General features: G+C 71.7%; 35 protein-coding genes and 1 pseudogene. 33 read left to right on the top strand and 3 right to left on the bottom strand.

Going from position 1 to position 24,486, the window contains the following annotated elements:
- Positions 1-184 precede the first annotated feature (184 nt).
- Both ACFWWU_RS35775 and ACFWWU_RS35780 read right to left on the bottom strand, forming a co-directional pair.
- Positions 185-406 (bottom strand): annotated as a pseudogene (locus ACFWWU_RS35775) (helix-turn-helix domain-containing protein); the annotation flags it as partial.
- Positions 407-527: 121 nt separating this feature from the next.
- Positions 528-1,847: a GNAT family N-acetyltransferase gene (locus tag ACFWWU_RS35780; RefSeq protein WP_384152895.1), complete on the bottom strand. Its 1,320-nt coding sequence runs from the start codon at positions 1,845-1,847 to the stop codon at positions 528-530.
- Positions 1,848-2,208: 361 nt separating this feature from the next.
- On the opposite strand from ACFWWU_RS35780, the gene ACFWWU_RS35785 reads away from it, so the two are divergent.
- The 13 genes from ACFWWU_RS35785 to ACFWWU_RS35845 all read left to right on the top strand — a co-directional run bounded on the left by ACFWWU_RS35785 (position 2,209) and on the right by ACFWWU_RS35845 (position 13,698).
- The gene (locus ACFWWU_RS35785; RefSeq protein WP_384152898.1) at positions 2,209-3,021 is read left to right on the top strand and encodes a hypothetical protein; all 813 of its coding nucleotides are present in this window, start codon (positions 2,209-2,211) and stop codon (positions 3,019-3,021) included.
- Positions 3,022-3,197: 176 nt separating this feature from the next.
- Complete coding sequence (locus ACFWWU_RS35790; protein WP_384152901.1) at positions 3,198-3,398, top strand: hypothetical protein; 201 nt, start codon at positions 3,198-3,200, stop codon at positions 3,396-3,398.
- A gap of 252 nt (positions 3,399-3,650) precedes the next feature.
- Positions 3,651-3,947: a WhiB family transcriptional regulator gene (locus ACFWWU_RS35795; protein ID WP_384152904.1), complete on the top strand. Its 297-nt coding sequence runs from the start codon at positions 3,651-3,653 to the stop codon at positions 3,945-3,947.
- A 204-nt stretch (positions 3,948-4,151) separates the two neighbouring features.
- A complete protein-coding gene (locus tag ACFWWU_RS35800) occupies positions 4,152-4,346 on the top strand; it encodes a DUF5999 family protein (protein ID WP_384153005.1) in 195 nt (64 codons plus the stop codon).
- 95 nt (positions 4,347-4,441) lie between these two features.
- Entirely contained in the window at positions 4,442-4,618 is a 177-nt protein-coding gene (locus tag ACFWWU_RS35805) for a hypothetical protein (RefSeq protein WP_384152907.1), read from the top strand.
- Between the two features lie 110 nt (positions 4,619-4,728).
- The gene (locus tag ACFWWU_RS35810) at positions 4,729-5,100 is read left to right on the top strand and encodes a hypothetical protein (protein ID WP_384152910.1); all 372 of its coding nucleotides are present in this window, start codon (positions 4,729-4,731) and stop codon (positions 5,098-5,100) included.
- 138 nt (positions 5,101-5,238) lie between these two features.
- Positions 5,239-7,410 (top strand): DUF2637 domain-containing protein, encoded by a 2,172-nt coding sequence (locus ACFWWU_RS35815; protein ID WP_384152913.1) that lies wholly within the window; start codon positions 5,239-5,241, stop codon positions 7,408-7,410.
- A gap of 257 nt (positions 7,411-7,667) precedes the next feature.
- Positions 7,668-8,144 (top strand): hypothetical protein, encoded by a 477-nt coding sequence (locus ACFWWU_RS35820; protein ID WP_384152916.1) that lies wholly within the window; start codon positions 7,668-7,670, stop codon positions 8,142-8,144.
- Positions 8,141-8,449: a hypothetical protein gene (locus tag ACFWWU_RS35825; protein WP_384152919.1), complete on the top strand. Its 309-nt coding sequence runs from the start codon at positions 8,141-8,143 to the stop codon at positions 8,447-8,449. Before ACFWWU_RS35820 ends, ACFWWU_RS35825 begins: the two co-directional genes overlap by 4 nt.
- 562 nt (positions 8,450-9,011) lie before the next feature.
- Positions 9,012-10,775 carry an ATP/GTP-binding protein gene (locus ACFWWU_RS35830; protein WP_384152922.1) on the top strand — a complete coding sequence of 588 codons (1,764 nt, stop codon included), beginning with the start codon at positions 9,012-9,014 and terminating at the stop codon, positions 10,773-10,775.
- Positions 10,776-10,796: 21 nt separating this feature from the next.
- Positions 10,797-11,216 (top strand): conjugal transfer protein TraB, encoded by a 420-nt coding sequence (locus tag ACFWWU_RS35835; protein WP_327378997.1) that lies wholly within the window; start codon positions 10,797-10,799, stop codon positions 11,214-11,216.
- 81 nt (positions 11,217-11,297) lie between these two features.
- Positions 11,298-13,430 (top strand): chromosome segregation protein ParM, encoded by a 2,133-nt coding sequence (locus ACFWWU_RS35840; RefSeq protein WP_384152925.1) that lies wholly within the window; start codon positions 11,298-11,300, stop codon positions 13,428-13,430.
- Positions 13,431-13,509: 79 nt separating this feature from the next.
- The gene (locus ACFWWU_RS35845) at positions 13,510-13,698 is read left to right on the top strand and encodes a hypothetical protein (protein WP_138899411.1); all 189 of its coding nucleotides are present in this window, start codon (positions 13,510-13,512) and stop codon (positions 13,696-13,698) included.
- Here the strand turns inward: ACFWWU_RS35845 and ACFWWU_RS35850 are convergent, their stop codons facing one another.
- Positions 13,699-13,860, bottom strand: a complete 162-nt coding sequence (locus tag ACFWWU_RS35850) for a hypothetical protein (RefSeq protein WP_350240895.1) — start codon at positions 13,858-13,860, stop codon at positions 13,699-13,701.
- A 220-nt stretch (positions 13,861-14,080) separates the two neighbouring features.
- Here ACFWWU_RS35850 and ACFWWU_RS35855 point away from each other — a divergent pair, with 220 nt between their 5' ends.
- The 20 genes from ACFWWU_RS35855 to ACFWWU_RS35950 all read left to right on the top strand — a co-directional run bounded on the left by ACFWWU_RS35855 (position 14,081) and on the right by ACFWWU_RS35950 (position 24,413).
- Positions 14,081-14,572 (top strand): hypothetical protein, encoded by a 492-nt coding sequence (locus ACFWWU_RS35855; protein WP_138899410.1) that lies wholly within the window; start codon positions 14,081-14,083, stop codon positions 14,570-14,572.
- A 58-nt stretch (positions 14,573-14,630) separates the two neighbouring features.
- Positions 14,631-15,416 (top strand): hypothetical protein, encoded by a 786-nt coding sequence (locus ACFWWU_RS35860; protein ID WP_384152928.1) that lies wholly within the window; start codon positions 14,631-14,633, stop codon positions 15,414-15,416.
- A 119-nt stretch (positions 15,417-15,535) separates the two neighbouring features.
- Complete coding sequence (locus tag ACFWWU_RS35865) at positions 15,536-15,751, top strand: hypothetical protein (RefSeq protein WP_073920997.1); 216 nt, start codon at positions 15,536-15,538, stop codon at positions 15,749-15,751.
- A gap of 241 nt (positions 15,752-15,992) precedes the next feature.
- Positions 15,993-16,412 carry an RRQRL motif-containing zinc-binding protein gene (locus ACFWWU_RS35870; RefSeq protein ID WP_384152930.1) on the top strand — a complete coding sequence of 140 codons (420 nt, stop codon included), beginning with the start codon at positions 15,993-15,995 and terminating at the stop codon, positions 16,410-16,412.
- Positions 16,413-16,528: 116 nt separating this feature from the next.
- Entirely contained in the window at positions 16,529-17,038 is a 510-nt protein-coding gene (locus ACFWWU_RS35875) for a hypothetical protein (RefSeq protein WP_384152933.1), read from the top strand.
- On the top strand, positions 17,035-17,388 hold the full coding sequence (locus tag ACFWWU_RS35880; protein WP_384152936.1) for a hypothetical protein: 354 nt from the start codon (positions 17,035-17,037) through the stop codon (positions 17,386-17,388). Before ACFWWU_RS35875 ends, ACFWWU_RS35880 begins: the two co-directional genes overlap by 4 nt.
- Positions 17,385-18,374 (top strand): AAA family ATPase, encoded by a 990-nt coding sequence (locus tag ACFWWU_RS35885; protein WP_384152939.1) that lies wholly within the window; start codon positions 17,385-17,387, stop codon positions 18,372-18,374. Before ACFWWU_RS35880 ends, ACFWWU_RS35885 begins: the two co-directional genes overlap by 4 nt.
- Positions 18,371-18,637 (top strand): hypothetical protein, encoded by a 267-nt coding sequence (locus tag ACFWWU_RS35890; protein ID WP_384152942.1) that lies wholly within the window; start codon positions 18,371-18,373, stop codon positions 18,635-18,637. The genes ACFWWU_RS35885 and ACFWWU_RS35890 overlap by 4 nt, the downstream gene beginning before the upstream one ends.
- Entirely contained in the window at positions 18,634-18,834 is a 201-nt protein-coding gene (locus ACFWWU_RS35895; RefSeq protein ID WP_362910344.1) for a hypothetical protein, read from the top strand. The genes ACFWWU_RS35890 and ACFWWU_RS35895 overlap by 4 nt, the downstream gene beginning before the upstream one ends.
- 107 nt (positions 18,835-18,941) lie before the next feature.
- The gene (locus tag ACFWWU_RS35900) at positions 18,942-19,217 is read left to right on the top strand and encodes a hypothetical protein (RefSeq protein ID WP_384152945.1); all 276 of its coding nucleotides are present in this window, start codon (positions 18,942-18,944) and stop codon (positions 19,215-19,217) included.
- Positions 19,218-19,308: 91 nt separating this feature from the next.
- Positions 19,309-19,986, top strand: a complete 678-nt coding sequence (locus tag ACFWWU_RS35905; protein WP_384152948.1) for a GGDEF domain-containing protein — start codon at positions 19,309-19,311, stop codon at positions 19,984-19,986.
- A complete protein-coding gene (locus tag ACFWWU_RS35910) occupies positions 19,983-20,423 on the top strand; it encodes a hypothetical protein (protein WP_384152951.1) in 441 nt (146 codons plus the stop codon). The genes ACFWWU_RS35905 and ACFWWU_RS35910 overlap by 4 nt, the downstream gene beginning before the upstream one ends.
- Positions 20,420-20,701, top strand: coding sequence for a hypothetical protein (locus ACFWWU_RS35915; protein WP_073920993.1), 282 nt, complete (start codon positions 20,420-20,422; stop codon positions 20,699-20,701). Before ACFWWU_RS35910 ends, ACFWWU_RS35915 begins: the two co-directional genes overlap by 4 nt.
- A gap of 23 nt (positions 20,702-20,724) precedes the next feature.
- Complete coding sequence (locus tag ACFWWU_RS35920; protein WP_073920992.1) at positions 20,725-20,931, top strand: hypothetical protein; 207 nt, start codon at positions 20,725-20,727, stop codon at positions 20,929-20,931.
- On the top strand, positions 20,931-21,416 hold the full coding sequence (locus ACFWWU_RS35925) for a hypothetical protein (RefSeq protein WP_384152954.1): 486 nt from the start codon (positions 20,931-20,933) through the stop codon (positions 21,414-21,416). Before ACFWWU_RS35920 ends, ACFWWU_RS35925 begins: the two co-directional genes overlap by 1 nt.
- The gene (locus ACFWWU_RS35930) at positions 21,413-21,592 is read left to right on the top strand and encodes a hypothetical protein (RefSeq protein WP_327379014.1); all 180 of its coding nucleotides are present in this window, start codon (positions 21,413-21,415) and stop codon (positions 21,590-21,592) included. The genes ACFWWU_RS35925 and ACFWWU_RS35930 overlap by 4 nt, the downstream gene beginning before the upstream one ends.
- A gap of 94 nt (positions 21,593-21,686) precedes the next feature.
- Entirely contained in the window at positions 21,687-22,106 is a 420-nt protein-coding gene (locus ACFWWU_RS35935) for a hypothetical protein (RefSeq protein ID WP_384152958.1), read from the top strand.
- Positions 22,103-22,636, top strand: coding sequence for a hypothetical protein (locus ACFWWU_RS35940; protein ID WP_384152961.1), 534 nt, complete (start codon positions 22,103-22,105; stop codon positions 22,634-22,636). Before ACFWWU_RS35935 ends, ACFWWU_RS35940 begins: the two co-directional genes overlap by 4 nt.
- Before the next feature lie 147 nt (positions 22,637-22,783).
- On the top strand, positions 22,784-23,443 hold the full coding sequence (locus ACFWWU_RS35945) for a plasmid partition protein (RefSeq protein WP_384152964.1): 660 nt from the start codon (positions 22,784-22,786) through the stop codon (positions 23,441-23,443).
- Positions 23,444-23,558: 115 nt separating this feature from the next.
- Positions 23,559-24,413, top strand: a complete 855-nt coding sequence (locus ACFWWU_RS35950; RefSeq protein ID WP_384152967.1) for a hypothetical protein — start codon at positions 23,559-23,561, stop codon at positions 24,411-24,413.
- Positions 24,414-24,486: the final 73 nt, after the last annotated feature.

Below are 24,486 nucleotides of genomic sequence, written 5' to 3' on the forward strand. Positions count from 1 at the left end.
GTTCCAGAGCCACCCAAACCACCGACCCATCGCGTAGACGACACGGGACCGAGATCCCCTCACCGTCCGACGCTGCCTGGTCTGCTGCCGTCAAGGCCAGGCTGACCGCCGAGTTGGCCACATGAACGGGTGGATTGGCCACATGGCCACGCTCGTCACCGATCTGCTCCCAGAGGCGGAGCAGCATCCCGCTAGCGCCCAGGGCATCGTCCAGGAGCGCCGCCTGGGTGCGGTCGGCCATGCGCTCCGCTCGTTCGAATCGCCCCAGGTGAGCGTGGTCGATGCGGGTCGGCTTCGAGAGTTCGCGGAGGCTGAGACCCCGCGAATTCCGCAGCTCGCGCAGCTGGTAGCCCCAGTTGTGCAGGGGGGACACCCAGGGCGTCAGCTCCCTCGGTTTCTGTGCCATCCCGCCCCAATCCTGTGGCTGATGTGGCCAGTTCACCCGGCCACATGTCAGATCTGGAACTTGCAGCTCCCCGGGACTAGAACCGAATCGTCGGGTTCTCGAGTCCAGCGAGGGGGTTGAGTCAGTGCTTGCTTTCGGCCGGAACAACGGCGAGCTGCGGCCCGGTCTTACGGCTGTAGCTGGAGGGACGCTGGAACAGGGCACCGCTGCTTCGGTCGGCGGCTTCGACGGTCCGAACGTGCTTGAAGCCTCGGTCGGTGTAGTACTTCTGCAGCCCCTCGTTGGTGCGCCAGGCGTCCAGGCGGAGCAGCTGCTTGCCCTGGCTCGTAGCGTGCTGGCCCGCCCAGTCGAGCATGGCCGAGCCGAGGTCCAGCCCCGACACATCGCGGCGCACGACCATGCGGTGCACGTAGAGCGCCGGCTCGGCAGCCTCATCGGGACTCCAGAAATCCGAGTCTGCGTGCTCATCGACCGTGATGGTCGCTACGGGCGCGCCGTCGGCTTCGACGATCCAGCACTCGCCGGCCGCGATGTTGGCCTTGATGCGGTCTTCGCGCGGCGGGTACTGCCACTGATCGATGCCTCGCTCGCCGAGCCACGAGGCAGCGTGTTCCCACAGGTCAATGACCGTGCGCAGGTCTGCGGCAACAGCCTGGCGGATTATCGGTGCGGCATCGAACTGGGGGCGGCTGCGCTCGTAGGTGATGACGTGTCGGTCGCCGGGCAGCACATTGACCACAGCGCGGACCGGCCTGCCGTCTTTGGTGAACCCAGTGCACAGATGGACTGCCACGGGCGTTCCAGGACCGAGCTGCAGACGGTCGGCTTCCTCGGGAGTCGGCATCCGCACCTGGATCTCGTCCAGTGCGCGGACCTGCTCGTATCCGAGCTCCGACAAGACGACGTTCGCACCGCGGGCGATGTCGTCCGGGTTCATGATCTCGCTGCTCTGGACCAGCGCGAGCGGGAAGTGCGAGTCGTTCGTGTTGTAGGGGACTCCGTCAACGAAGCGCACACGGCGCCGGACGACAACCAGCTCTCCCTCATCCAGGTGGAGACGCTCGCGCACTTGCCGAGACGGCGCTTCGACCTGCACCTCGATGTGCTGGCTGGCCTCGCGCCCCTCCTCGGACATCTGCGTGAGGAACTGGTCCATCTCAGGGGACAGCGGTCGCTTTCGGAATTCGCCCTGCGGCCGATAGACCATTGGACGCCGGCTGCGAACGAAGTACCCCCGCGGGCGGTCGCTGATGATCAGACCTTCGTTGACCAGCAGTTTCAGACCCTGCACGGCAGTCGAACGGGTCGTGTCCCACTCGGAGGCGATCTCCGCCTCGGTCGGCAGCCGGTCACCAGGAACCAGCGTCCCATCGGTGATCTGAGCACGGAGTTTGTCCGCGATGCGCTGGTAGAGGGCTCGGGCCCTGCCGCTGACTGCCATGGGAGATGTCTACATGCCCAGGAATGACTAGTCAATCTAGCCGAAGGGGCTTGACCCCGCGTCGCGCAGCGTGCATGCTTCATTGCGTCGGGCATTGAGTAGTCAATCTAAGTCTACTAGCTAAAGCCCGCATGCTTGACCGCACCAAAGATCAACAGCAGGAGTCACCGCCTCTTCGGAGGCTGCGGCAGTGGGGTGAGCCGAGCTCCCCCGGCCACGGGCGCCTGTACCGAATAGCTCCACCTGATCCACCCCGACGGCGCTGCTGCGCTGTCTGTCCGCCAGGACCACCAGCCGAAAGGCCGGCCTGGCGCGGCGGAGAAGGCAGCACCCGCACCCACATCATCGTCAGGAGGATTCGATGCCCCGCATTCGTCCCGGCCGCGTCCGGACCAAGAACACCAACCGCCGTGCGCCCCTGCTGCTCAGCACCATGGCCCCGGAGGACTACAACGTCCGTCCGGCCGAAGTGAAGTCGATCGCCTGCCCCGACTGCCGCACCTGGCGCCGGATCATGGGCAACAAGGTCCTCAAGATCCGCGAGCACTGCGTCTCCGACAAGGTCGCGGAAGGCCAGAAGCACACCCTCTGCCCCGGCACCGACCAGGTCGTGGAAATCGACATCGACGTCCGGCGGTGGCAGTCCGAGCAGAACCGTCTGCTGCGCGACGCGATGCCGCAGGACAACCGGCGCGCTGCTCAGCAGTTCTACAAGCCTCTCCCGGCCCCGGCCGCTCCGGTCTCCCGGATCGCAGCGGAGATCACGCTGGATTCGGCGCGCCAGTCCTACCTCGCTCACCGCAAGGGATGCAGGGACTGCACGAAGGGCCAGCACTGCACGGACGGCGAGCGCCTGGCGCGCCGCTTCGCACAGGTGGTCGTGAAGACGCCCAACCGCCGTGAGGCCAATGAGCTCCTGGCCCGCCAGGACGCGCGCGCCGGACGGCAGCACGCTCAGCAGCGGGCGGCGCGCGGTGAGCAGTGGGCCAAGCACGGCGGCGAGGCTGTCGAGACGGCGAACAACCAGTGCCGCGAGCGGGAGGCCGACACGCTCTCAGAGTTCCGCGGCCCCGCCCTTCCGCTGATGCCGCAGGACGTGAAGGCGCACGACCGGCGGCAGGCCGAGCTGGGCGAGCAGTACGCCCGGAAGAGGCTGGCCCCGTCAGCCGCCTGACTCGCACACCGAGACGAACGACCACGGCCCCGGCCGCCCCGCTTCAAGAGGGGGCGGCCGGGGCCGTGGCTGCTCGTACAGCAGTCGACTCCCCAAATGGGGAGTGATCGCGACAGCCCTTGGGATTGCAGCCCTCGGACTGTCCAGGACCTGACTCGGAGGACCTGATGCCCAGCATGACACGCACCATCCCCGCCCCGTCGAACGGCCTCTACGACGACATGGAGGACGCCGACAACCAGAAGGGCCCGGAGCGCGACGAGACCGACCAGTTCCACCAGCTGGTCCGCCACCTGGTGGCCGACGGCGACTCCCGCGCCGCGAAGGCCGGCCGCCGCGCCCGCCGCACCCTCGCGCAGATGGGGGCGACCCGGTGAACGCCATCACGAGCCTGACCGACGCGGAGCGCGCTGAGCTCTCGCGCAAGAACCAGGAACAGAACCAGCGGTCGGAGAACAACCGCCGCTGACCGATCCCCCGGCATTGCCCGTCGTCCCCGCGCCCACACGGGCGGGGCCGGCGGAGAGCGTCGGGAGCTCACCTTCGCTCCGGCCGTCCGGCCGCCACCACGCAAACAGCCCCAGGGATGCACCCCCGGGGCTGTCGTACGGACCTTCTGGGAGGCCCTGATGAACAGCACCATCGTACGCACCCCCTACTACGGAGCCGTCGCCACGAGCGACACCGAGGCCCCCCGTGCGCTCTGCGCCGACGAGGACCCCGAGCTGTTCTTCCCGATCGGGGACACCGGCCCGGCGCTTCTCCAGGAGGAGGAAGCGAAGGCTGTCTGCCGTCGCTGCCCGCTGATGGAGTCCTGCCTCCAGGGCGCGCTGGAGCGGGGCGAGAACTACGGCGTGTTCGGCGGGCTGTCCGAGAAGGAACGCCGCTCCCTCAAGCGCCGCGCCGCCCGCAACCGCACCGCCTGACGGGAGCGTCGGGCAACTTCCGGCCCGTCCCACAGCACTGCCGCACCACGGCTGTCCGCACGACGGGCCGCCGGCCTTTTCGCACGTCTCCAGCCCGGAACAATCCCGGGACCGCCTTCCTCCCCGCAGGAGAGCCCCATGGAACGCAGCCCCCAGCTCGACACCGCGACGACCCCCACCGGCGCCTCCCAGATGCCGGGCTCGCTGTGCACGCACACGCCGAAGTGCCCGTCGGCCGCCAGCCCGGACCGCGAGGCCGCGCAGGTCGTGGCGGCCCACCCGGAGCAGGGCTGGAGCCTGTTGTGCAACGCCCTGGTGCTCTTCGACGACACCGGCGAGCTGCTGCCCGACGGCCAGATCATCGCCCCGCACCGCCCCCTCGCCGCGGCCACGGCCTGACGGCTGCCTGATCCGCCCGCACCGACCGCCGCACCCCGGCGGCCGGGTCGGGCGGTGACTGGGAGCCGGAGAGTCCGGACCACGAAGGGATGGCCATGCGCGGAGATCGCGTCACGCTCACCACCGACATCGAGGCCCTCGGCACTCGGCACCAGGCCGGGGCCCAGGGAACCGTCGAAGAGGTCCACACCGGCGGCCACCTCACCGTCCGCATGGACGACGGCCGCCACAACTTCCCCACCGAGGACGAAGTCACCACCGACTCGCGGTGAACCGACTGCCAGCTGCCTGATCCGCCCGCACCGGCCGCCGCACCCTCGCGGCCGGGTCGGGCGGTGACGGGGAGCCGGACAGCCCGGACCACGAGATAAGAGGAGAGCACATGGCGCAGCAGCAGACGCAGACCGTCCGACCGGCCGTCACCTACATCAAGGGCGACATCGTCCTGTTCCGCAACGTCGAACGGTTCTGGCTCGGCCAGACCGGCCACACGTTCGTCGGCCGGGTGGAGCGCTCCTGGCGGCACGTCGACACCGGCAAGGTCCTCTACGACCTGACCGAGCTGGGCAGCCTCAGCTACCGCGCCGGGATCGACCCCGACTACATGCGGCCGCTCCCGGCGGCCGACGCGATGCACGACATCGACACCGCGCCGCTGAGCGAGACGAACACCGGGGCGATGACCCCGGCCGCCGTCGCCTGGCTGCGCCAGCACCTCGTGCCGGAGGCAGCCACGTTGCCCGCCCGGCGCTGACCGCCCCAGCACAACGGCCCTCCGAGTCCCCGGCATTCACGCTGCCGGGGCCCCGGAGGGCCTGCTCACGACCCTACCCACCGCCGCAGATCCACGGTGCCCCTTCTGTACGGAGGCGCCCGGAAGAGAGGACACCCCGTGGCCACCAAGCCCGCCACCCGCCGCCGGCGCCAGCCCGCGGCGACGAAGCCCCGCAACGGGCGCGCCAAGGCACCGGCCGTGCCGGCTTCCATCCCCGCCCAGGCCGCCGCTCCCGAGGAGACGGTGCCGCTGGTGTTCCCGGAGGCCGACCCGGTTATGGCCGACGCCGCCGACCGCGCCGCCGACCTTCGGGACCAGGCCGCCGCCGACGTCGCGCGGATCCTCGCCGACGGCGAGGCCCGCGCCACCGAGCTGCTGGACGCTGCCCGCACCGAGGCGGCCTCGATCACCGAGGCCGCCACCGCAGAGCAGTCCCGCCTCCTGGCCGTCGCCGCGACGGACGCCGACCGGGTCCGTACGGAGGCCGCCACCACGGCAGCCGCCGACGCCGACCAGGTCCGCGCCGCCGCCGACGCGACGGCGGAGCAGCTGCTCGCCGACGCGCACCGCCAGGCCAACACCGTCACGGCGACGGCGGCCGGTGAGGCCGACCGGGTCCTCGCCGACGCCAAGGTGACGGTGGAGCAGCTGCTCGCCGACGCGCACCGCCAGGCGCAGGAGGTCACCACCACGGCGGCCGCGCAGGCGGAGCAGGTCCGCACCGAGGCCGCGCAGGCCGCCGCGAAGGCCCTCGCCGACGCGGAGACGCAGCGCACCGAGCTGCTGGCTGGCGCGGAGCGCACCGCAGCTGAGACCCGTACCCGTGCGACGACCGACGCCGAACAGGTGCTGGAGCGGGCGCGGGGCGAGGCCGACCGGATGCGCGAGAGCGCGGACGGCCAGGCCGCGCAGGTACGGACCGGAGCCGAGAAGGTCGCCGCCGGCCTTCGGGCCGACGCCGACCGCGCCCTGGCCGACGCCCGGTCCACCGCTGAGGAGCTGCGGGCGGCCGCCGACAGGGACGTCGCCCGGCTGCGCGAGCAGGCCGAAGCCGACGCGGAGACGGCCCGGGAGGCGGCGGCGCAGGCCACGGCCGACCAGGCCGCCGCGGCGTTGGCCCGAGCCGAGGGCGAGCGGGTCCTCGAGGCGGCGACGCAGCGCACCGTGCAGCGGGCGCGGCGCCGGGAGATCCGGACCGAGTCGCGCGCCAAGCGGCGCAAGGCCCGCGACGAGGCCCGGCCCGCCGGCGGGGTGCCGCCGCTGTCCGGGCAGGAGCTGGTGCTGGTCGTCGGGATCGTCCTGGCGGCCGCGGTCGTCTCCACCCTCGGGCTGCTCTCCTCCTACACCGCGCTGGAGACCAAGGCCGCCAGCTGGGGCTGGGACTGGCCGTGGCTGCTGCCCGTCGGCATCGACGTCGCGATCCCCGCCTTCACCGGAGCCAACCTCATCCTCATCCGGATGGGCATGGAACTCCGCTGGATCCGCTGGGTGCCCCGCGCGCTGACGGCGGTGACCGTCTACCTGAACTGGCAGGCGTCCTCCACCCCCGGAGGCCGTATCGGGCACGCCGCCCTCACGCTGCTGTGGGTGATCTTCTCCGAGATCGCCTCGCACGTGTACGGCACGCGGATCGGCGCGGTCACCGGCAAGAAGCGGATGGAGACGGTGCGCCGCTCCCGCTGGATCCTCGCTCCCATCCCGACCGCCCGCCTTCGCCGCCGGATGATCCTGTGGGAGATCACGTCCTACGAGGAGGCGCTCACCCGCCTCCAGCAGGAGACCTGGCTGCGAGCGCAGTTGCGCGAGGAGTTCGGTCTGCTGTGGCGGTGGAAGGCGCCGCTGGAGCAGAGGATGGCGCTCAAGCTCGGCAGCGCGCCCGCCGCGCTCGCCGACACGCTCACCCCCGAGGACGCGCTCACGGTCGAGCGGCTGGAGGAGAGCGCGCGCGCTCACCCCGACGTGAGCGCGCTCGCCCCCGGGGAGACGGACGGCGAGCGTGAGCGCCCGGCGCTCACCTCCGGCGCTCACGAGGGTGAGCGCGCCACGGAGGACGACGACGCTCAGCGAGCGGACGGCGCTCTTTCCCGCAGCGAGACGGAGGCGCTGACCGAGCGCCGCCACGCTCGTATCCGTCTGCTCTACACCGAGCTCGGGCGCCGCCCGCAGTGGACGGAGATCCGCGACGCGCTCACCGAAGCGGGCCTGGACGGCGCGACCGGCAACCCGGTCTCCCGCCCGACCGCTCAGCGTCTGCGCGATCAGGTCGAAGAGGTCACCCCGGGCGCGTAGGCGAGCGCCTCGGTGAGCGCCCGGTGAGCGCCGACGCGCTCGCCCCCTGGCAGAACCCTGCCGCTCATGGTCGCCACCGGCCCGCGCCCACGCTCCCGAGCGTGAGCGCGGACCGGTGACGGCCACGGCCGGCAGGCCGCTCGCCCGCGCCCGCCCCGAGCGGGGCGCGGACGAAATCGTTCCGATCACCACCCCGCGCAACAGCCTCGGGGACGGACTCCCCCTCCCCAACCCCCGAGACCTGGAGGTCTTCTCGCATGAACAGCAACGACCCGAACTACTCCCCCCTGCGCGACGTGGCGCAGAGCCCGGAGGCAACCGCCCGGTACCTGGCCGACGTTCAGCGGGTCCTGCTGGACATCGGCAAGAACCTGGAGACCCTCGCGCTCGAGACCCGCGTGCACCTGCGCGGCACGAACGTGGAGGGCGACCGCTGGTACCACGCCCGGCTGCGCGCGATGCCCGTCGAAAAGGCCCTCGGCAACGTGCTCAAGAACCTCAACAACCTGACCGAGGGCCTGGAAAAGAGCGCCTACAAGCGCCGCGCCCACGACGAATCCGTCGTGAATACGGCCAAGGACAGGAAGGAAAAGGAGATCGAAAGGCAGCGTAAGAAGAACCCGCCGACCCTCCAGGCCGCGCCCACCCCGCCGCAGCAGGGTGCGCAGAACCAGAATTCCGGCTATGGTGGTCCCACGTCGATTTACGACCTCGGTAAGAGGGAGTCGGCGTGACGCGCCCCCTCAGCAGCGTCGAACGCTCGATCCAAGGGCGGAACGGCTGGCTGCAAGAGGAAGAGCGCAAGGCGATCGAAAGTCGCGGGGAAGTCGGCCGGATGGAATTCTGGCTCCGCGTTACTCGAACCGAAATCAGCCGGGACGTAAAAGCGGGACGCGGTGATGTCGTCACCGCATTCACGCTGGTCTGCCGCCTCTTCAAGCTGGTCCTGGAGAAGCGGCAGGCGGGTGACCCGCGGTTGTTCGACCACCTCATGCAGTACGCGGACACGGTCCTGAAGCAGCACGGCCCGCGTAGCTGAGCGTCACCCCATGAAGGCCCCGCCGGACTCCGGCGGGGCCTCGCGCGCGTAAAGCGTGCACACGTGCACGTGCACGCGCGTGCACACGAGACCCCACTGTCTGTCAAGTCCCCAGGAGGGGAGGTGCCCCGTGTCCGACGAGTCCGACGACACCGGCGGCGGAACCCTGGTCCACGGTCCGTGGAGCGGCGATTCCACCTACACGCTGCCGTCGATCCCGGATTTCATCGACACCATTCCGCCGCCGGAAGACATTCCGGCGGCTCCCCCGGAGAGCCCGGAGGAGACCACGATGGAACTTCCCGCAATTCCGGCCGCTCCCAACCCGGCTGCGGCGCTGCGTTCCGAAGGAATTGCCGCGCCGGAAGCCGATGAAGAAGAAGGCGAATACGAGGAAGGCGAATACGAGCAGCCCCGTTCTCTCGCTGACCGTCTCGGTGACTGGTTGGAATTCCGGCTGGAAACGGCGCGGTACAACCAGGAAAGCGAAGCGCCTTTTCGTGAGGCTGAAATAGCACGGAAGGCGGCGCTGCTGGAGGGCCGCACCGCGCAGGAAGTCGCGATGATGGAGCAGAACGGAAAGCTCCACGCCGCGATGATGAAAGCGAAGGGCGACAAGGCGGCGGCACGCGGAAAGGCGGATGCCGACCGCACGAAGTCGTCTTCCTCCGGCCTGGGTGCGGACAAGGGCCGCTCGAAGGCCGGCGGCGGGGGCGGGTCCTCGCGCGGCGGGGGCGGCAGCGGGCCGTCCCGCACCAACTCGGGTGCCGGGCCGAAGGGGTCCGGCGGCTCGCGCGGCTCCAACTCCGGCGGCCCTGGCAGCCGTTCGGGGTCCGGGACCGGTGGCGGCAAGGGCGGCACGAAGGGCCCCCAGTCGGGCTCTGGCGGCCGTTCAGCCGGTTCCGGGCCCAGTGGTTCGTCCGGGGGCTCGAAAGGCTCTCAGACGGGCTCTGGCAGCTCCGGGCGGGGCAACTCGAAGGACGACAAGGCAAGTCAGTCGTCCGGCGCCCGTACCGAGCGGGCCCGCGGCCGCCAGGAGCGCGCCGGGGTCCGCCAGGCCGGGCGGCAGGAGCGGCGCAGCGCCGGGCACTCCGCCGGTGTCGCGGACCGGTCCAAGGACCGCGACCAGGGCCGCGCGCAGCGGCAGCAGGCGTGGGAGGACCGCCGGGCCAAGAAGGCGCAGCGGGCTGAGGCTCGGAAGGCGAAGCGGGAAGCCGCGGCGTCGGCCGACCCGGGCCGCACCACGCTGGGCAAGGCCGTCGGCGAGGAAGCCCAGCGCCGCTTCGACAAGCGGCGTGCCGACGCGAAGGCCGCGCAGGAGGCGAAGGACGCCAAGGCGGCCGGCACCGAGAAGGTGAACCTGACCAAGGACAAGGACAAGGACTCCAAGGCCAAGGGCACCGACGGCAAGGACGCCAAGACCGCCAAGGACGGCCCTGACGGGGCCTCCGGCGCCGCGAAGGACGGCACGGCGGGTGATACGCCGGGGACGGATTCCACGGCCGGTGACGGGGCGTCTGACGGCGGGAAGAAGCGGCGTCGGTTCCGGCGCCGGCGCACCGGCGCCAGCAGCGGCACCGGTCGGCGCGGACGGTCCCGCCGCACCGGCCGCACCGGTCGTACGGGGCGCGGTCGTACGGGGCGTGCCGGTCGGCGCGGCCGTCCGGCGGACAGCCCGTTCGGCGAGGAGGACTCCACCCCGACGGTGGAGTGGCCCGACCGCCCCACCCGCCCGCCGCGCACCGGGGCCACGGGCGGCGACGACATCGTCGACGCCGACATCGTCCCCGACGCGCCCGGGGCCCTGACGACCGGCGTGCGGGGCCTGCCGCCCGCGCCGGAGCAGCACACCGCACGGCCCGGCACCAGTCGGCCGACAGCCACGGAAGGGAGCAGCGTGAGCAGCTCGCAGGTCAGCAGGCCGTCCGGCGGGGGCGGCCTCGGCGCCCAGCACCGCACGGACATCACGTTCGACGACTACCTGGTGGAGATGGCGAACATCGCCATCCAGGCCGCCTCCGACCAGGAGCGGGCCGAAGCCCTCGCGGAGGCCCTGGACAAGGTGGCCGACGCCCTGCGGGACATGGCCACCGACCTGGTCGGTGACCACAACGTCACCACCGAGGTCGCCGAGCTGATCTCGGACCTGGCCGACTCCGCGGCCCGCATGAAGCAGCAGGCGGAGCGGTGCGCGACCGAGTGCGGGCTGGCCCTGGAGGCCGCCAAGCTCGCGGCCGCGATGGTCGCCCGCGTGTACGGCGAGGACATGGCCGCGAAGGAAGACGCGGGCCTGAACTACGTGTCCGCCGCCGCCCACCACGACTAAGCAGAGGGAGGAAACCCGCTGATGAGCAGCGATCTCGCACCCCGCCCCAGCGCCGCGGCACCCGCCGTGGCCGACGGCGACAACCGCTACAAGGCCGTCCAGGCCAAGCTCGACGCCCTCGGGCGCGCACTGGATGACGCCGGGCTCGGCCTGGAGGAGCTCGTGCGCAGCGTCCGCAGGAACGCCAAGCGTGCCGAGGACGCGGCCCGCGACGTCGACAACGCCGAACTCGACCCGAAGTTCGTGGAGCTGACCAGCAACGTCGGTGTCGCCCTCGGGGGCGCCGGTGTGCAGGTCAAGAAGCTGTACGAGACGGCGCAGGAGACCGCCGACCTCACCCACGAGACCAAGCGCACCCACTCCAAGCTCTACGGCGCGCTGGACGACATCCGCTCCAACCGGCGGGAGAAGACGCCCCGACCCGGGTTCTTCAACCGCTGACCCCACTCCCCCACCCACCCCGCCACGGGCGGCCCCGCACTCTGCGGGGCCGCCCGCGGCTGTTCTGCGAAGGAGAAGCCGGTGACCACGCCGCGCAGCGTCGCGCTCGAACGCCTCGCCTACACCCTCGCCGCGCCCGTGCTGGCCGTGGCCCCGAACATCTACCCCGACAGTCCCGTCAACCAGGTCGTGCAGCTGGCCGGCGCGGCCGGGATCGGCGGCTGGTTCCTCGCCGCCAAGAGCGACGAGCCCGGCGCCGGACGCAAGATCCTGCGGTGGTCCCCGCTGGTCCTGGCCGCCGCCGTCGATGTCGCCGCCGGGCACACCGGCGGCTTCGGCCCGTACTGGATGGACGGGCTGCTCGCCGCGACATGGGCGGCGGCCGGCTACCTGGTGATGCCTTTCTCCCGGCACGCCCGCCGCCGTCACCGCCCCGCGCTGGCCGCGCCCGTCGCGCAGCCGGCGCCCGCCGAAGTCTTCGAGGAGCCCCTCGTCCAGGACGACGGAGCCGACCTGCTCACCCGCGACGCGCGGATGCTGTGGGAGCAGGCCGGGATGCCCGGCCGTACGTACATCGTCAAGGCCACCCGGCACCCCGGCCAGCAGCACGACATGACGATCCTGCTGCGCGCCTCGGAGACCGGACGGCCGATCACCGGCCTGACCGAGGCCGCCGTCGCCGCACCGTTCGCCGTGCATTCCGGCGACGTCGTCCTGGCGGAGGTCGCCATCCAGCCCGGCCGCCAGGGCGGCCCCGGCTGGCTGGAGGCCCACATCACCCCCGACGCCAACCAGCGGCGCCGCAAGGCCCCCACCGACCAGGAGCGCTGGACGGACAAGGTCGGCTCGCCCAAGGGCGGGGCCCCCGGCTCCGAGCTGGTCCACAAGACCCGCGACGGCGTCCGGGGGGTCACCTTCTACCGGGCGAAGATGGCCGACGCCACCACGTCCCCGCGTATCGACCTGGCGAAGGTCTGCCGCGGCCTGGGCCTGCCCGAGGACGACTCTTGCGTGTTCGTCCTCATCGACGGCATCGAGTTCCTCATCAGCGCGTTCGACAAGCCCCCGCTGTCCGCGATCTTCCCCGCCACCCGGGAGCTGCTCACCCCGGACGCGAAGGGCATGTACGTGTGCGGGTACACCATCACCGGCCAGCCGGTGAAGAACATGGTGTTCCAGCACGACAAGAACGCCGCCCGGCACGGGCTGATCCTCGGTGTGAGTCGGTCGGGGAAGACGCAGTTCTTCGCGATCGACATGGCCGCCATGTCCCTCGCCGGGCAGGTCGTGTGGCTCTCCACCGTCCGCAAGGACGAGAAGACGTCCACGCTGGGCAAGTACATCGACCGGCAGGGCTCGAACGCCCTGTGGATGGCCCGCTCGCTGCGGGCGGCGAAGGCGCTGTGCGAGATCCGGGCGGAGATGCCCTGGCCGCACGATGGCGAGGCGCACGACTACAAGCCGGGCGATGCCCGCTGCCCCTACCGGCAGCTGAACGTGTTCGCGGACGAGTTCATGACCGCGGCGCAGGACGGGGACTTCGGCGAGTTCATCCAGAAGGACGGCGATGACCTCACGGTCACCGGCCTGAAGTACGGGATCGGCTTCAACCCGGCCGGGCAGTCGCCGTTCGCGCACAACGGGTTCTCCACCGAGATGAAGGACAACCTGCGGCAGAACAGCCGGCCGTCCATCTTCAACATGGGTTCGCCCGGTGCCACCCGCAAGGCGGCGGAGGGCACGATGGAGAACGCGTACGACGTGCCGACGATCCCGGCCCGCTACGCCCAGCAGGAAGGGTCCGCGATCGAGCGGGCCATGCGCGGCGAGGCCGACCCGGAGAACGGCGTGTCCACCGGTGGCGTCGCCATCATGGTCATGGACAACGGCCGCGCGGTCCTCATGCGGTCGCTGTACGCGGACTTCGACACCGACCTCGCCGAACTGTTCCCCGACGACGTCAACCACCTCACCGACCACGAGATCAGTGAGCTGGAGAAGCGCGGCCTGTGGTTCGACTGGAACGAGCCCGTGCGGCCCGGCGAGTTCTGGCCCGAGCCCAAGGAAGACGACGGCGACGACGGCGGCTCCCGCCGCCGTGGCGGCGGAGGCGGCAAGGGCGGCGGCGGCCGCGGCTCCAAGGGCGGCAGTCGCCAGGAGGTCGTCTCTGCCCGCAAGGCGCTGGAGGCCATCAAGAGCCTCACCGACGCCTGATCACACCCACCCACCCCGGGGGCCGGCCTGCCCGAGCGCGGCCGGCCCCACCCGACCCATGCGAAGGAGCACCACCACCGTGGCCCTCTCCATCTCCGCCGCCGTGCTGATGGGCATCATCGTCTTCGTCCTGATCAAGGGCGGCAACGTCCGCGTCGGCTCCGCGCTGGCCTGCACGCTGTTCGGCTTCACCCTCGCCGCGACCGGCCTGGCCCCGGCCATCAACAGCGGCCTCGCCTCGTTCGCCGGACTGATCTCCAGCTTCTGACTACGCCTCTTCCCAGGGCGGGTCCGGCGTGTAGTTGAGCCCGTCGCAGAAGCGGCAGTCCCACTCCGAGGGCACCTCCCACTTGTCGACCCAGAAGCCGACCTGCCTGCCCACGAAGAAGTTGTCTCCGTCGCACCACCCGCACTGGAAGACGAACTCCACCCCAGCCCCTTCCCGACGCCTGTTGGTCCGAGGATGCCCGCAGCGCGTGTGCGGTGCCTACCCACCCGCCAGCCTCAACTCCCCTGCTACGCAACGCCGAATGGCGCCGCCGGACACGCTCCGGCGACGCCCTTCGACGTCGCGCGCCCCTCCCCCACGCGCCCTCCCGGCCACCACGGCCAGGAGGGCGCTCCCCTTCCGCGTGATCGGAGAACACCCCATGGACCCCCTGCACACCCAGCACGGCATGCCCGAGTCCGAGGCCGCGGCCGAAGCCCGCCGCCTGATCGACGCCTGGGCGGCCAAGCCCGTACTCCACCACCCCACCTCGTTCCGCGACGAGACCGAGCCGCCGGCCTTCGGCACCACCCCGCCCGTGAAGCAGGAGGACCACCGGATCGTCCCGGCCTGGGCGGCCGGGATCGCGGTGGCCTCCATCGGCGTCGGCGCCGGGATCACCGGCATCGGCTGCGGGGCCTGGCTCGTGCTCCAGGGCCTGGCCTCCGTCACGTTGAACAGCGTCCTCATGGTCACCCTGCCGTTCGCGGGCCTGGCCATGGCCGCCACCGCCATCGGCGGCGCGATCAGCAAGGCCCGCGCGGCCGTCACCAAGAACGTCTTCGAGGGTCCGGTCACCCACCACACCGAGATCCACAACAACAGCACCACGCGCGGCGCGTTCTTCGCCCGCACCCGCAACGAGATCCGCTGACCGGCTCCGGCCAGCCCGCACCGCTCACCGATCCCTTCGCAGAAGGAGCAGCCACGCCATGACCCACAACGACAAGCCCGTCAACGGCCAGGACAACCCGTCCTTCCTCGACCTCCTCAACCAGCTGCCGCCCGTGCCTCCGGCCCCCGAGAACGGCACCGGGCGGCTCGCGTGGCTGCGCGCCGCGTGGAAGGAGTCGTGGGAGGAGGGCGGCTTCCTCTACCAGCGGTGGGAGGAGGTTTTCCAGGTCCGGCACAGCAGCTGGCACGAGGTCGCCAACTGGATCAAGGCGGCCGTGCTGTTCGGCGGGCTCAGCCTCATCGTCATGATGCTGGACGCCGCTGGCGACATCGCCGACGCCGCGCTCAAGGGCCTGGCCGCCGTCCCGGCCACCAGCGGCGGCGACGGCAGCGGCCTGTGGGGCACGGTCGACCACCCCGTCCGCGTGTTCCTCGCCGACCAGGCTGCGCACCTGGCCGTCGCCCCGGCCGCCCTGTACGCGTTCTGGCAGCTGACCGGCCTGCTCGGCCTGGTCGGCGGGTTCTTCGGCAACGCCGGTGCCCGCATCGCCTGGCTGCTGTTCGGCATCGGAACCCTCGCCATGATCTGGTCCACCGCCCCGGCCGGAGGGCGCGCCGCCGCCACCGGGCTCGCCGCCCTCATGTGGGCCCTGGCCAGCATCTTCGCCCTGCGCGGCCTGAGCCTGCGGCCCATCGTCCACAACCACCCGCCGCAGTACCAGTTCAGTCCCGCGCTCCACCTGCACGCCACGCTCCCCGCCCCCACCCCGGCGGGCGACGACTTCGACGACGAACCCGACAACGTCCACCCGCTCCAGCGCTGACCCCCGGTCGCTCCGCCTGGTCCTCGCCCCTCCCCGCCACCGCGGGGCCGGGGCGAGGGCCGGACAGGCCGACCGGCCTCACGCACCACCCGACCTGTCCCCGACCGATTGGAGAACACGTGGCCGTCATAGGCGTGCTGACGGAGCCGACCCCGCCCACCTGGTGGAAGGCGAACCGGCACAAGGTCTACGGCACCGGCGGACTGCTGATCGGCTACCTGATCGGCACCCACCTGCAAGGGGCCCCCGACCAGCAGCCGCAGCACCCGCGCCCGAGCCACACCACGCCGGCACCGACCACGCCCGGCGCGCACCGCACGCACACGCCCGCCTGACCCGGCACCCGCCGCTCCGCACCCCGCCGACACGTTCGACGTCGGCGGGGTGCGGAGCTGTGCACCGACCTCTGGAGGAACCGATCGTGCTCATCCCCCGCCCGCGCCGCCGTATCGGCCGGCCCCGCCCGCAGCGTCCCGGCCCCCGCCACCCGTACCGCCCCGACCGGCTGCCCGGCACCTGGCGCCGGTGATGCCGCGCCGCCGAACGAGGCGCCGCCGCCGCCGCGAGGTGACCCGGGTGCCGCGCAGTGACGCGGCGCTGCCGGAGTTCGACCGCGGCACGGTGCCCGAAGGGCTCGTGACCAGACGGAAGTTACGGGACATGCAGCTGAGTCCCGGCAGCAATCAGGGACCGGTCGCGATCCTGCGGTGCAGGTTGTGCGCGACCCGCCCGCAGTGGTCCTGCCGGCACCCGACCCGCGGCTTCCTGCTCCGCGTCGACCTGGCGGTGCCCAAGCGCACGCCGACGCTCGCTCAGGAGTGGGCCCTGGACAAGGCGATGGCAGCTCGCCAGACCTGCGGCGACTGCGGGCGGCGGTTCTACTTCTGCCTCTCCAAGAAGCTCGGCTGTTGCATCGAGTGCTTCGACGGCACCCCGGTGGACCCCAGCAGCTACTTCGCGCCCTCGGCACCCGTCGCTCACCGGCTGGCCGCGTAGCGCGAGCCCCGTCCCGGCCGCACAGGCCGGGACGGGGGCCACACCCGGGCGGCCGCAGCATCGGCAAAGAGCCGGCCGCCCGCTCCCTCACCCATCGAGATCAGGAGAAATCCAGCATGACGCATCGCCCCGCAGTCTTCGCGGCCCTGCTCGGACTGACCCGCGCCGGGAGCGCGATCGGAGATTTTTGGGTCCAGAACGATTTCTGCGCCCGGGTGAAGGGCGCCTCCGACGAGCACCCGGTCACCTTCAAGGACCCGGCCACCGGCCAGGAGACCACCCACGGCACGGCCGGCGGCCGTTCGGCGTGCCTGCATCACTGCCTGACCTATACGGCCACGCAGGCGCTCGTGGCCGGGGCCGGTGCCCGTGCGCTCGGCATCCGGGTCCACCCGGCGGCGGCCGCGGCCGCGCTCGCCATCTCCTTCGGCACCCACTACGCCGCGGACCGACGCGTTCCCGGCAAGGGTCTGCTGGAGAGGATCGCCACCAAGACCGGCAAGGGCGGCTTCTACAAGCTCGCCGACTTCGGCATCAACGGGGCCTTCCACCTGGACGGCGCCTGGCATCACGGCTGGGAGACCGTCGCCGCCCTGGTCGCCACCACCAAGTCCACCACCCGATGACCGGCAGCCGCCCCCGCACCCGGCTGGACCGGGTGCGCGCCTCCGTCGGCATCGCCCAGCTCGCCCTCCAGCAGATCGAGGACGACCTGGGCGCCGACGACGTCGACGCCCGCGAGCTCGCCGCGATCCTGCGCGAGCTCCAGGAGGACATCGACGTCCCCGGCGGCCTCTTTCCCGCCCTCGCGCAGCTGCTCACCGTCGCCGCGCGCCGGGCGGAGCAGATCGAGCCCGACCGCGACGGTGACGCCTCCTGCCCCCTGCACGAGGCCGCCGCCCTGCTCACCGACAACGCCGGGCCGCGCTTGAACTGGGCCGCCCGCTCCCTTCACCCGCAAGGAGATCCCGCATGACCTCGGTGCTGTACCCGGACCTGCCCGAGAACGGGCTGATCGTGCTGATCGGCGCTTCCGGCGCGGGCAAGTCGACCCTGGCCCGCACCTGGCCGGCCTCCCAGGTCCTCTCCCTCGACGGCCTGCGCGGCGTCGTCAGTGACGACCCCGGTCGGCAGGATGCGACATGCGACGCTGCCGACGTCCTCAAGCTGATCCTGGAGCGCAGGATGGCCCGCCACCTCAACACGGTCATCGACGCCACCAACCTGGACCAGCCCGTCAGGGCGGAGCTGGTGATGGCCGCCAAGCGGCACGGCATGCCGACCGCCGCGATCGTCGTCGCCACGCCGCTGGACGTGTGCCTTCAGCGGCAGGGCCCGCGCCCGGACAACCGGCGGGTGCCCGAGGACGTCGTCCGGTCCCAGCACCAGGCCATGGTCCACTCGCACCAGCGGCTCACGGCCGAAGGCTTCAACACGGTCGTCTTCGCCGACACCCTGCACCGCCTGGAGCCGTTCCTCGGGCGGCTCTCACAGGTACGGGAGGCCGACCTCGGGCGCGACGGCAGCGACGGCCTGGGCGACCTGTGGCTGGCCCGCCGGTTCTTCGGCCCGGAGATCCTGCCGCTGTGGCGGTGGCGCCCGGACTCGGACCTGGTGACCGGCCGGGACCGGGTCGCGGAGATCCGCCTCGGGCAGCAGTCCCTCACCCTGGCGCTGCGCGAGGACGTCGACGGCGAGGGCGACTTCGGCTTCGACGTGGCGCTCCCCTGCCCCGCAGACCCGGAGTGCGCCGGGCAGGCGTGGGCGCCGGCCTACTCGGTCAGCGACCTGCACAAGGCGCTGACCGGCGCGATGGACAACGACCCGGACATCGTCTGCACCGTCCACGGCGGCCCCGACGACGTCGACCAGGAGGCCGACGACCACTACCGGGGCTGGGACGACGACCCCGAGGGGCGCGCCGACCTCGAGGCGCAGGCCCTGGAGGCGATCAGCGCATGAGCACCAAGGCCCCCGCGTGCGGCTGGGACCAGGCCGTCTTCCGGTGCGGCCGGTGCGGGGCTGAGCACACCGCCCTCACCGAGGCCGACTACCTCAAGGCCGTCGGCGCACACGGCGACGCCCACGCCGTGTGGGACCGGCTGAACCCCATCGAGCGCGACGGGATCACCTCGATCCTGCGCACCATCCTGTCCGCGCCGGAACTCGCCGCGGAGCTCCTGGCCCTCGCCGACCGGCAGCCAGCGGAAAGCGAGGGCCGGTGAGCCGGGCCGCCGACGGGCCGCACCCGCACCCGCTCACCCCGGCCGACCTCCCGGCCGGGGACGACTGGGCCCACGGTTGCCCGGACTGTCACCTCCCGATCCAGGGCGGGAGCGCCGGTCTCGCCGCGCACCGCCGCACCGTCCACACCCACGCCGGGGACTCCCGGCGGCCCATCACGATCCATCTGGAGTTCTGACCCGCCCCAACCTGCGTGACGGACGCTCCGTGCCGCCCCGGTCTCCCCGCACGACGGGGGCCGGGGCGGTCGCGGTGGTCCCTCAAAACAGAGAGGAGTTGGACGTCATGCGCCGATACGAGGTCGACGTCCCGATACACCACGCGACGGACCAGGACCGGCGAGGACATCACGTCTTCAACGGCTGCGCCGCCGGACCGGGCGAGGCCCTGGCCGCCGCGCACAGCGCCTACGACCGCGCCGTGCAGTACGTGTCCGCCGGCCGCCCGGCCCCCGACGATGCCAGCAACGGATGGGCCGCGCGCGGCCTGCGTTCCGACTGGGTCCTGGACTGGCACAAGGCCACCGCCAAGGCGTGGGTCAACCCCAACAGCCTGATGTGAATTCGCCCCGGGACGGCCGCCAAAGGCCGGAAAACCAGTCGGCCGCCCCGGGGTTTCCCCATCCCGTACGAGACGAGAGGGAGACCTCAGTATGGACTCCGTCCTGCACACGACGGGCCGGTTCGGCCCGCGCACCCTTCTGATCACCACCGCCGCCGTGCCGCTGACCGGCTGGGTGGTCCACGCCGTCGCGCTGCACAAGAAGCTCGCCGCGACGAAGCGCGACCCGCTGACGGGCCTGCTGCGCCGCGACTCCTACACCGCCCGCGCCCGCCGGCTCCTGGCTCGCCACGGCGACAAGGTGACTGTGGTCATGGTCGACGCCGACCGGTTCAAGCAGATCAACGACGGCCTCGGACATGCGGCCGGGGACACGGTCCTCGCGTCGATCGGCGCCAGGCTGACCGCTTGGGCGGGCCCGCGCGCCGCGATCGGCAGGCTCGGGGGTGATGAGTTCGCCGTGGTCCTGGAGCTGACTTCCGACCGCCGTGAACAGCGTCTCGCACAGCTGGTCCGGATGCTGCACACGCCGGTCACCCTGGACGACGGCCGCACCGTCGACGTCGCCGCCTCGGTCGGCGCCGCGGCCCCGGCCTCGGTCGGCTCCAGCGACCTCCCCGCGTTGCAGAGGGCCGCCGATGCCGCTCTCTACGACGGCAAGCACTCCGGCCGCGCGGTCCTCGCGACGGCGCAGCACGTCACGGTGCCGTCAATCAACGGCCGCCGGGCCGGCCGTCCGGGCACCAGCGTGTGGGGGCGGGCCGCATGAGCATCGCGACCCTGCCCGAGGGCGACTGGATCCGCGGCATCAGCATCCGGCAGCCGTACGCGGCCTGCATCCTCGCCGGAGCCAAGACGGTGGAGAACAGGCCCGTCAGGTGGCGGACCGGCTGGGTGCTGCTGCACACGAGCCAGACCGTGGAGCGGCCCGCCCTGCGCGTGCCGCTGATCGGCCGCACGATCCGCGACCGCCAGCTGGTCACCGGCGCGGTCGTTGGCGTCGCCCGGATCACCGACTGCCACCAGGACCTCGAGGGAGCGCCGCTCTGCTCGCCGTGGGCACACCCCGGGGCCTGGCACCTCGTGCTCCAGGACGTCCAGGAGCTCCCCCTGCCCGTCCCCGCGCGCGGACAGGTCGTGCCCTGGAAGCCGAAGCCGGACCTGCTGGAGCGCGTCTTCCAGCAGCTGCCCGGCTTCCGGCCGTGACCACCCGAGCCAAGAAGAAGCCGCCGTTCGAGCCGGGCCTGGTCCCGGCTCCCGGCGCGCTCCTCGAATGGCGCGACAGCCAGCACTACGACCGCTGGCAGGACCGCCCCTGCGTGCTGTGCGACAAGCCCACGCCGATGCGCTCCCACGCCGGGGAGCCCGTCCACAAGGCGTGCGCTGAGGACTGGATCGCCGCGAATCCCGTTGAGGCCCGCCGCGAGGGCCGCTTCGCCTCCGACACCCAGCCCAAGAGCACCAAGCGCGCCACCCACGCCTGAACCCCTCCCCCTCGGAGGTCCCCATGAGCAGCACCGACCGCGACGTCGACCACGCTCTCGCCTACCCCGAGCCGCCGGCCTCTCCGCTCTGGCACCGCCACGGCGCCGCGAAGGCCCGGCCCCTCACGCCCGCTGAGCAGAAGCGCAACGCCGAGCTCCTGGTGCTCGCGCAGCGCACCCCCCGACCCCGCTCTCCTCGCCCCACCGAGACCCTGGCGGAGGCCAGCTGATGGAGACCACGCACTGCACCGTCGACGGCTGGGTCGACGCCATCCCCGCTCCCGGCCCGCACGGCACCGCGATGTTCGACCTGACCGTTTGTCCCGCCGACGCGGACACCCTCCCCGAGGACGCCCCCGACACGGTCTTCTCCTGTACCAGCACGGCCGCCGGGATCGTCCACGAGCTGCTGACCCGCATACAGCCCGGCGACCTGCTCCGCGTCACCGGCGACCTGGTCCAGCCCCAGACACCCGGTGCGCCCGCCCGGCTCACCGTGGAAGTCCTGGAGGTCCTGGACACCGCGCCGATGCTGGTCCTGAGCGACATGGTCATCGACCGGTACGGCGACTACTGCGTGATCTTCGACGCCGACACCGACGCCGTGCCCGTCTTCACCGCGCACGGCACGTGGGTCGGCCTCGCCGACAACCCCGACGCCATCACCACCCTCATCGACATCCACGAGCTCGTGCACGGCGGTGACGACCGATGACCACCGCCGCGCCCTCCCGCACCGTCCTGGAGCGCTTCCCCGCCGGCCACCCCCGCGGCTCCTGGCCCGCCGACGAATACGCCGCAGCCCAGCGCGCCCAGGGCCACGACGCCCACGTCGTGATGGACCTGACCACCGACCAGTTCCTCGTGGTCACCGGCACCACCACCCGATAGCCCGCGCCAGACACCAGAGCGCCGCACCCGAGCCGGAAGGCCGGACGCGGCGCTCTGGCGTTCCTTGTCCTTCACCAGCGAGCAGGAGAACCCCTTGCACCCGATCCGCCTGATCTCGTTCGGCTACATGCACCTGCCCACCGGCCCGGACGGCTCCCCCGTCCCGCCCGCCGCCGACCGCATCGAGGACGTCCGCGACCGGCTCCGCGACCCGGCCGCCGCCCGCGACATCCTCGACCTCGACGGCTTCCACCCCCGCGTCCAGGACGTCGTCCTCAACACCCCCGGCGCCCGCGAGCTCCTCGCCAACCTCGCCGACTACGCCGACCTGCCCGCCGGCCCCCGCCGGATCGCCATCGGCTGTGCAGGAGGTAGGCACAGGGCATCCGGTCTCACCGAACTACTTGCCCGCGAACTTCGCGCCCGCGGCCGCCAGGTCGACGTCGAACACCTCCACGTCCATCTGCCGCGCGTCCTGAAGGCGGCCGACACCAGCACCGGAGCGAGCGCATGACCACCACGGCCCCGTACGAGATCGAGACCAGCGAGGGCGACGACGGCACCCCGCACCCCGTCGAACAGCTCTGGACGCCATGCGCCGACGACGCAGCCGACAGCGGCTTCGTCGCCCATCGCGACCTGTACGTCACCGGGATCGACGACGCCACCGAGGACCACCTCTACCCGGTGGCCTTCATCGTCCTCGGGCACCAGCGGTGGGCCGACGTCATCGAGGCCGCCGCCGCGTACATGTCCCGGATCCACGGCTGGCGGAACCTGCACCTCTACCCCGGCGACGACCCCTCGGTGCTCATCCCCCGCATCCCGCGTGCCGTCCACACCCACGGCGTCTTCTTACGGCACCCGCACCCCGATCACGGCTGCGGCTGCGAGTGGGACGACACCTGGCGCATGGTCTGGGCGGCGGCCGATGAGCCCGGTGCCGTGCCGATCACCGCGCTCCGGCACCCGGCGGCTGCGGTGACCGCCGCCGGCATCCCCAGCCCCGACGAAGACGGCGCGCCCGCCACCTGGGCAGCCTGACGCTCGGCACTCCGAAGCCCTGCACCCCGTCAACACGGGGTGCAGGGCTTTTTTGCGTTCAGAAGCAGTGCAGTCGCGACTTGTGACGTGGTGCCCGTCCTCGTGGCACGGGAGACGTGGCAGCATCATGCGGAAGGTAGCCACCGCATGAGGAGAGACCCCGCCGTGCTCATCGCCAACATCAGCCCGCGAAGTATGGGCAAGACGACCGACACCGGCATGATGGGACACGCCTTCCACGAAGCTGGATACCGCGTGCAGCTGTGGGACGCGGACGAATCCGAGCACCTCACGCAGTGGTCCGAACTCGCCGGCTTCCCCTTCCCTGTCGAGCACAACGCCTCCGCCAAGTTCGCTGAGGAGTACACGCCGCTCGGAGAAGCCGGGATCGACATCGTCGACGTCGGTCACACCGAGAACCACCCGCACATCGCCGACAGCGTCCTCAAGGTTGCCGACCTGGTCATCGTCCACATGGAACCCTCCATGGCCGACTACCAGCGTGTCCACCAGCCGCGTACCTCCACCCCGGTCAAGACCATGGTCGGCCGGTCCGCGTTCGATAGGCCCTCCCGCAACGCCCCGCCGATGTGGGTGCTCCTCAACCGAGTGCGCCCCAACGTGCGCAGCGAGAAGGAGATCCGGGGGCTGCTCGCCGACGCCGACTACAACGTCCTCACGGTGAAGATCCCGGTCCTGGACGACATCAAGCAGGCCACGGGCTTCCCTGTCGAGAACGCAGCCAGGGGACCGTTCGGTGAGCTGATCACCGAGCTGCAGACGCGAGGGCTGGTCAAGAGTGCCTAAGCGTCGCGACTTCCGAGCAGCAGCCGACAAGGGCGCCCAGCAGTCTCCCGCCAGCAGCCCGCCCCCGGTCTCGGACAGCGTCGCCGTGCCTGACCGGCCCGCCGATCCTCCGCAGATGCGCGCCCAGCCCTTCACGATGGAGCACTGGGGGCTTTCCCTCCCGGACGTCGACGCTACGCCGGAGACCGCCCACGGTCCGCTCGACGAGCAGGAGCAGCGGCTCCTCTCCGAGGCCCACCGAGCAGTCGACAACGCCCGTACGGCCCGCTGGATGCTCGGCTTCGCTCTGGAAGTGGTTCGACGGCGACGCCTGTACCGCGGCGACGGCACTCGTACCTGGGAGCAGTACCTGCACCTGGAGCATGACGGCCTTTCCACCAGCGAGGCCGACCGTCTTCAGAAGTCCTGGCGACTGGCGCAGACCGTACAGAAGGAGCTGGGCCGGCCGCTGCCCGACAGCCACCTGCGCAAGCTGCAGCCGTACGCGGAGCGCACCACCGACCAGGAGGCCGCGCGCGCCTACGCCGAGCTGTACTGGGCGTACCAGGCCGGCGGAGTACGGCTCGTGGCCAACCAGGTCCAGCAGCGGGTGAAGAAGGCAGTGGCGGCGGCCAAGGGCGTGACCGACCCAGCTGAACGCAGCCAGGCCGTCAGCGCCGCCTGGACGACTACGCCCGAAGCGCCGATGCCCACGCAAAGAGCTGAAGCGGGCAGCGAGCAGGGCAGCACGTCCGACCCGAGCGCGGACCCTGTAGACGGTGCGCTCCAGCTGCTGAACGTGGCACGGCAGACCATCGAGAAGGCCACGGAGGACAAGGCCGCGCGCAGAGTTCGCACGGGCGAGGAAGCCCAGCGCCAGCAGGACGCCATCCGTCGCATCGGCCGCATCCTCAGCAAGGTGAAGGTCGAGGCCGACGCCGACACCGTCGACGGGGAAGTCATCGTGGATGCCGAGCTCGTAGAGAGCTGACCCCAGTGTTTGAGCGGGACTTCCCCAATTGGGGAAGTCCCGCGTGTTTTCGGGGTTCGGGGCTCAGCCGGGG

Origin of the sequence: Streptomyces sp. NPDC058650 (assembly GCF_042717315.1) — a bacterium.
Classification (GTDB): domain Bacteria; phylum Actinomycetota; class Actinomycetes; order Streptomycetales; family Streptomycetaceae; genus Streptomyces.

Bases quoted from the DNA above. Each gene is read 5' to 3' on its own strand.
- ACFWWU_RS35780 (WP_384152895.1), bottom strand. From the start codon at position 1,847: ATGGCAGTCAGCGGCAGGGCCCGAGCCCTCTACCAGCGCATCGCGGAC.
- ACFWWU_RS35785 (WP_384152898.1), top strand. From the start codon at position 2,209: ATGCCCCGCATTCGTCCCGGCCGCGTCCGGACCAAGAACACCAACCGC.
- ACFWWU_RS35790 (WP_384152901.1), top strand. From the start codon at position 3,198: ATGACACGCACCATCCCCGCCCCGTCGAACGGCCTCTACGACGACATG.
- ACFWWU_RS35795 (WP_384152904.1), top strand. From the start codon at position 3,651: ATGAACAGCACCATCGTACGCACCCCCTACTACGGAGCCGTCGCCACG.
- ACFWWU_RS35805 (WP_384152907.1), top strand. From the start codon at position 4,442: ATGCGCGGAGATCGCGTCACGCTCACCACCGACATCGAGGCCCTCGGC.
- ACFWWU_RS35810 (WP_384152910.1), top strand. From the start codon at position 4,729: ATGGCGCAGCAGCAGACGCAGACCGTCCGACCGGCCGTCACCTACATC.
- ACFWWU_RS35820 (WP_384152916.1), top strand. From the start codon at position 7,668: ATGAACAGCAACGACCCGAACTACTCCCCCCTGCGCGACGTGGCGCAG.
- ACFWWU_RS35830 (WP_384152922.1), top strand. From the start codon at position 9,012: ATGATGGAGCAGAACGGAAAGCTCCACGCCGCGATGATGAAAGCGAAG.
- ACFWWU_RS35835 (WP_327378997.1), top strand. From the start codon at position 10,797: ATGAGCAGCGATCTCGCACCCCGCCCCAGCGCCGCGGCACCCGCCGTG.
- ACFWWU_RS35855 (WP_138899410.1), top strand. From the start codon at position 14,081: ATGGACCCCCTGCACACCCAGCACGGCATGCCCGAGTCCGAGGCCGCG.
- ACFWWU_RS35860 (WP_384152928.1), top strand. From the start codon at position 14,631: ATGACCCACAACGACAAGCCCGTCAACGGCCAGGACAACCCGTCCTTC.
- ACFWWU_RS35875 (WP_384152933.1), top strand. From the start codon at position 16,529: ATGACGCATCGCCCCGCAGTCTTCGCGGCCCTGCTCGGACTGACCCGC.
- ACFWWU_RS35880 (WP_384152936.1), top strand. From the start codon at position 17,035: ATGACCGGCAGCCGCCCCCGCACCCGGCTGGACCGGGTGCGCGCCTCC.
- ACFWWU_RS35885 (WP_384152939.1), top strand. From the start codon at position 17,385: ATGACCTCGGTGCTGTACCCGGACCTGCCCGAGAACGGGCTGATCGTG.
- ACFWWU_RS35890 (WP_384152942.1), top strand. From the start codon at position 18,371: ATGAGCACCAAGGCCCCCGCGTGCGGCTGGGACCAGGCCGTCTTCCGG.
- ACFWWU_RS35900 (WP_384152945.1), top strand. From the start codon at position 18,942: ATGCGCCGATACGAGGTCGACGTCCCGATACACCACGCGACGGACCAG.
- ACFWWU_RS35905 (WP_384152948.1), top strand. From the start codon at position 19,309: ATGGACTCCGTCCTGCACACGACGGGCCGGTTCGGCCCGCGCACCCTT.
- ACFWWU_RS35910 (WP_384152951.1), top strand. From the start codon at position 19,983: ATGAGCATCGCGACCCTGCCCGAGGGCGACTGGATCCGCGGCATCAGC.
- ACFWWU_RS35920 (WP_073920992.1), top strand. From the start codon at position 20,725: ATGAGCAGCACCGACCGCGACGTCGACCACGCTCTCGCCTACCCCGAG.
- ACFWWU_RS35925 (WP_384152954.1), top strand. From the start codon at position 20,931: ATGGAGACCACGCACTGCACCGTCGACGGCTGGGTCGACGCCATCCCC.
- ACFWWU_RS35930 (WP_327379014.1), top strand. From the start codon at position 21,413: ATGACCACCGCCGCGCCCTCCCGCACCGTCCTGGAGCGCTTCCCCGCC.
- ACFWWU_RS35940 (WP_384152961.1), top strand. From the start codon at position 22,103: ATGACCACCACGGCCCCGTACGAGATCGAGACCAGCGAGGGCGACGAC.
- ACFWWU_RS35945 (WP_384152964.1), top strand. From the start codon at position 22,784: ATGAGGAGAGACCCCGCCGTGCTCATCGCCAACATCAGCCCGCGAAGT.
- ACFWWU_RS35950 (WP_384152967.1), top strand. From the start codon at position 23,559: ATGCGCGCCCAGCCCTTCACGATGGAGCACTGGGGGCTTTCCCTCCCG.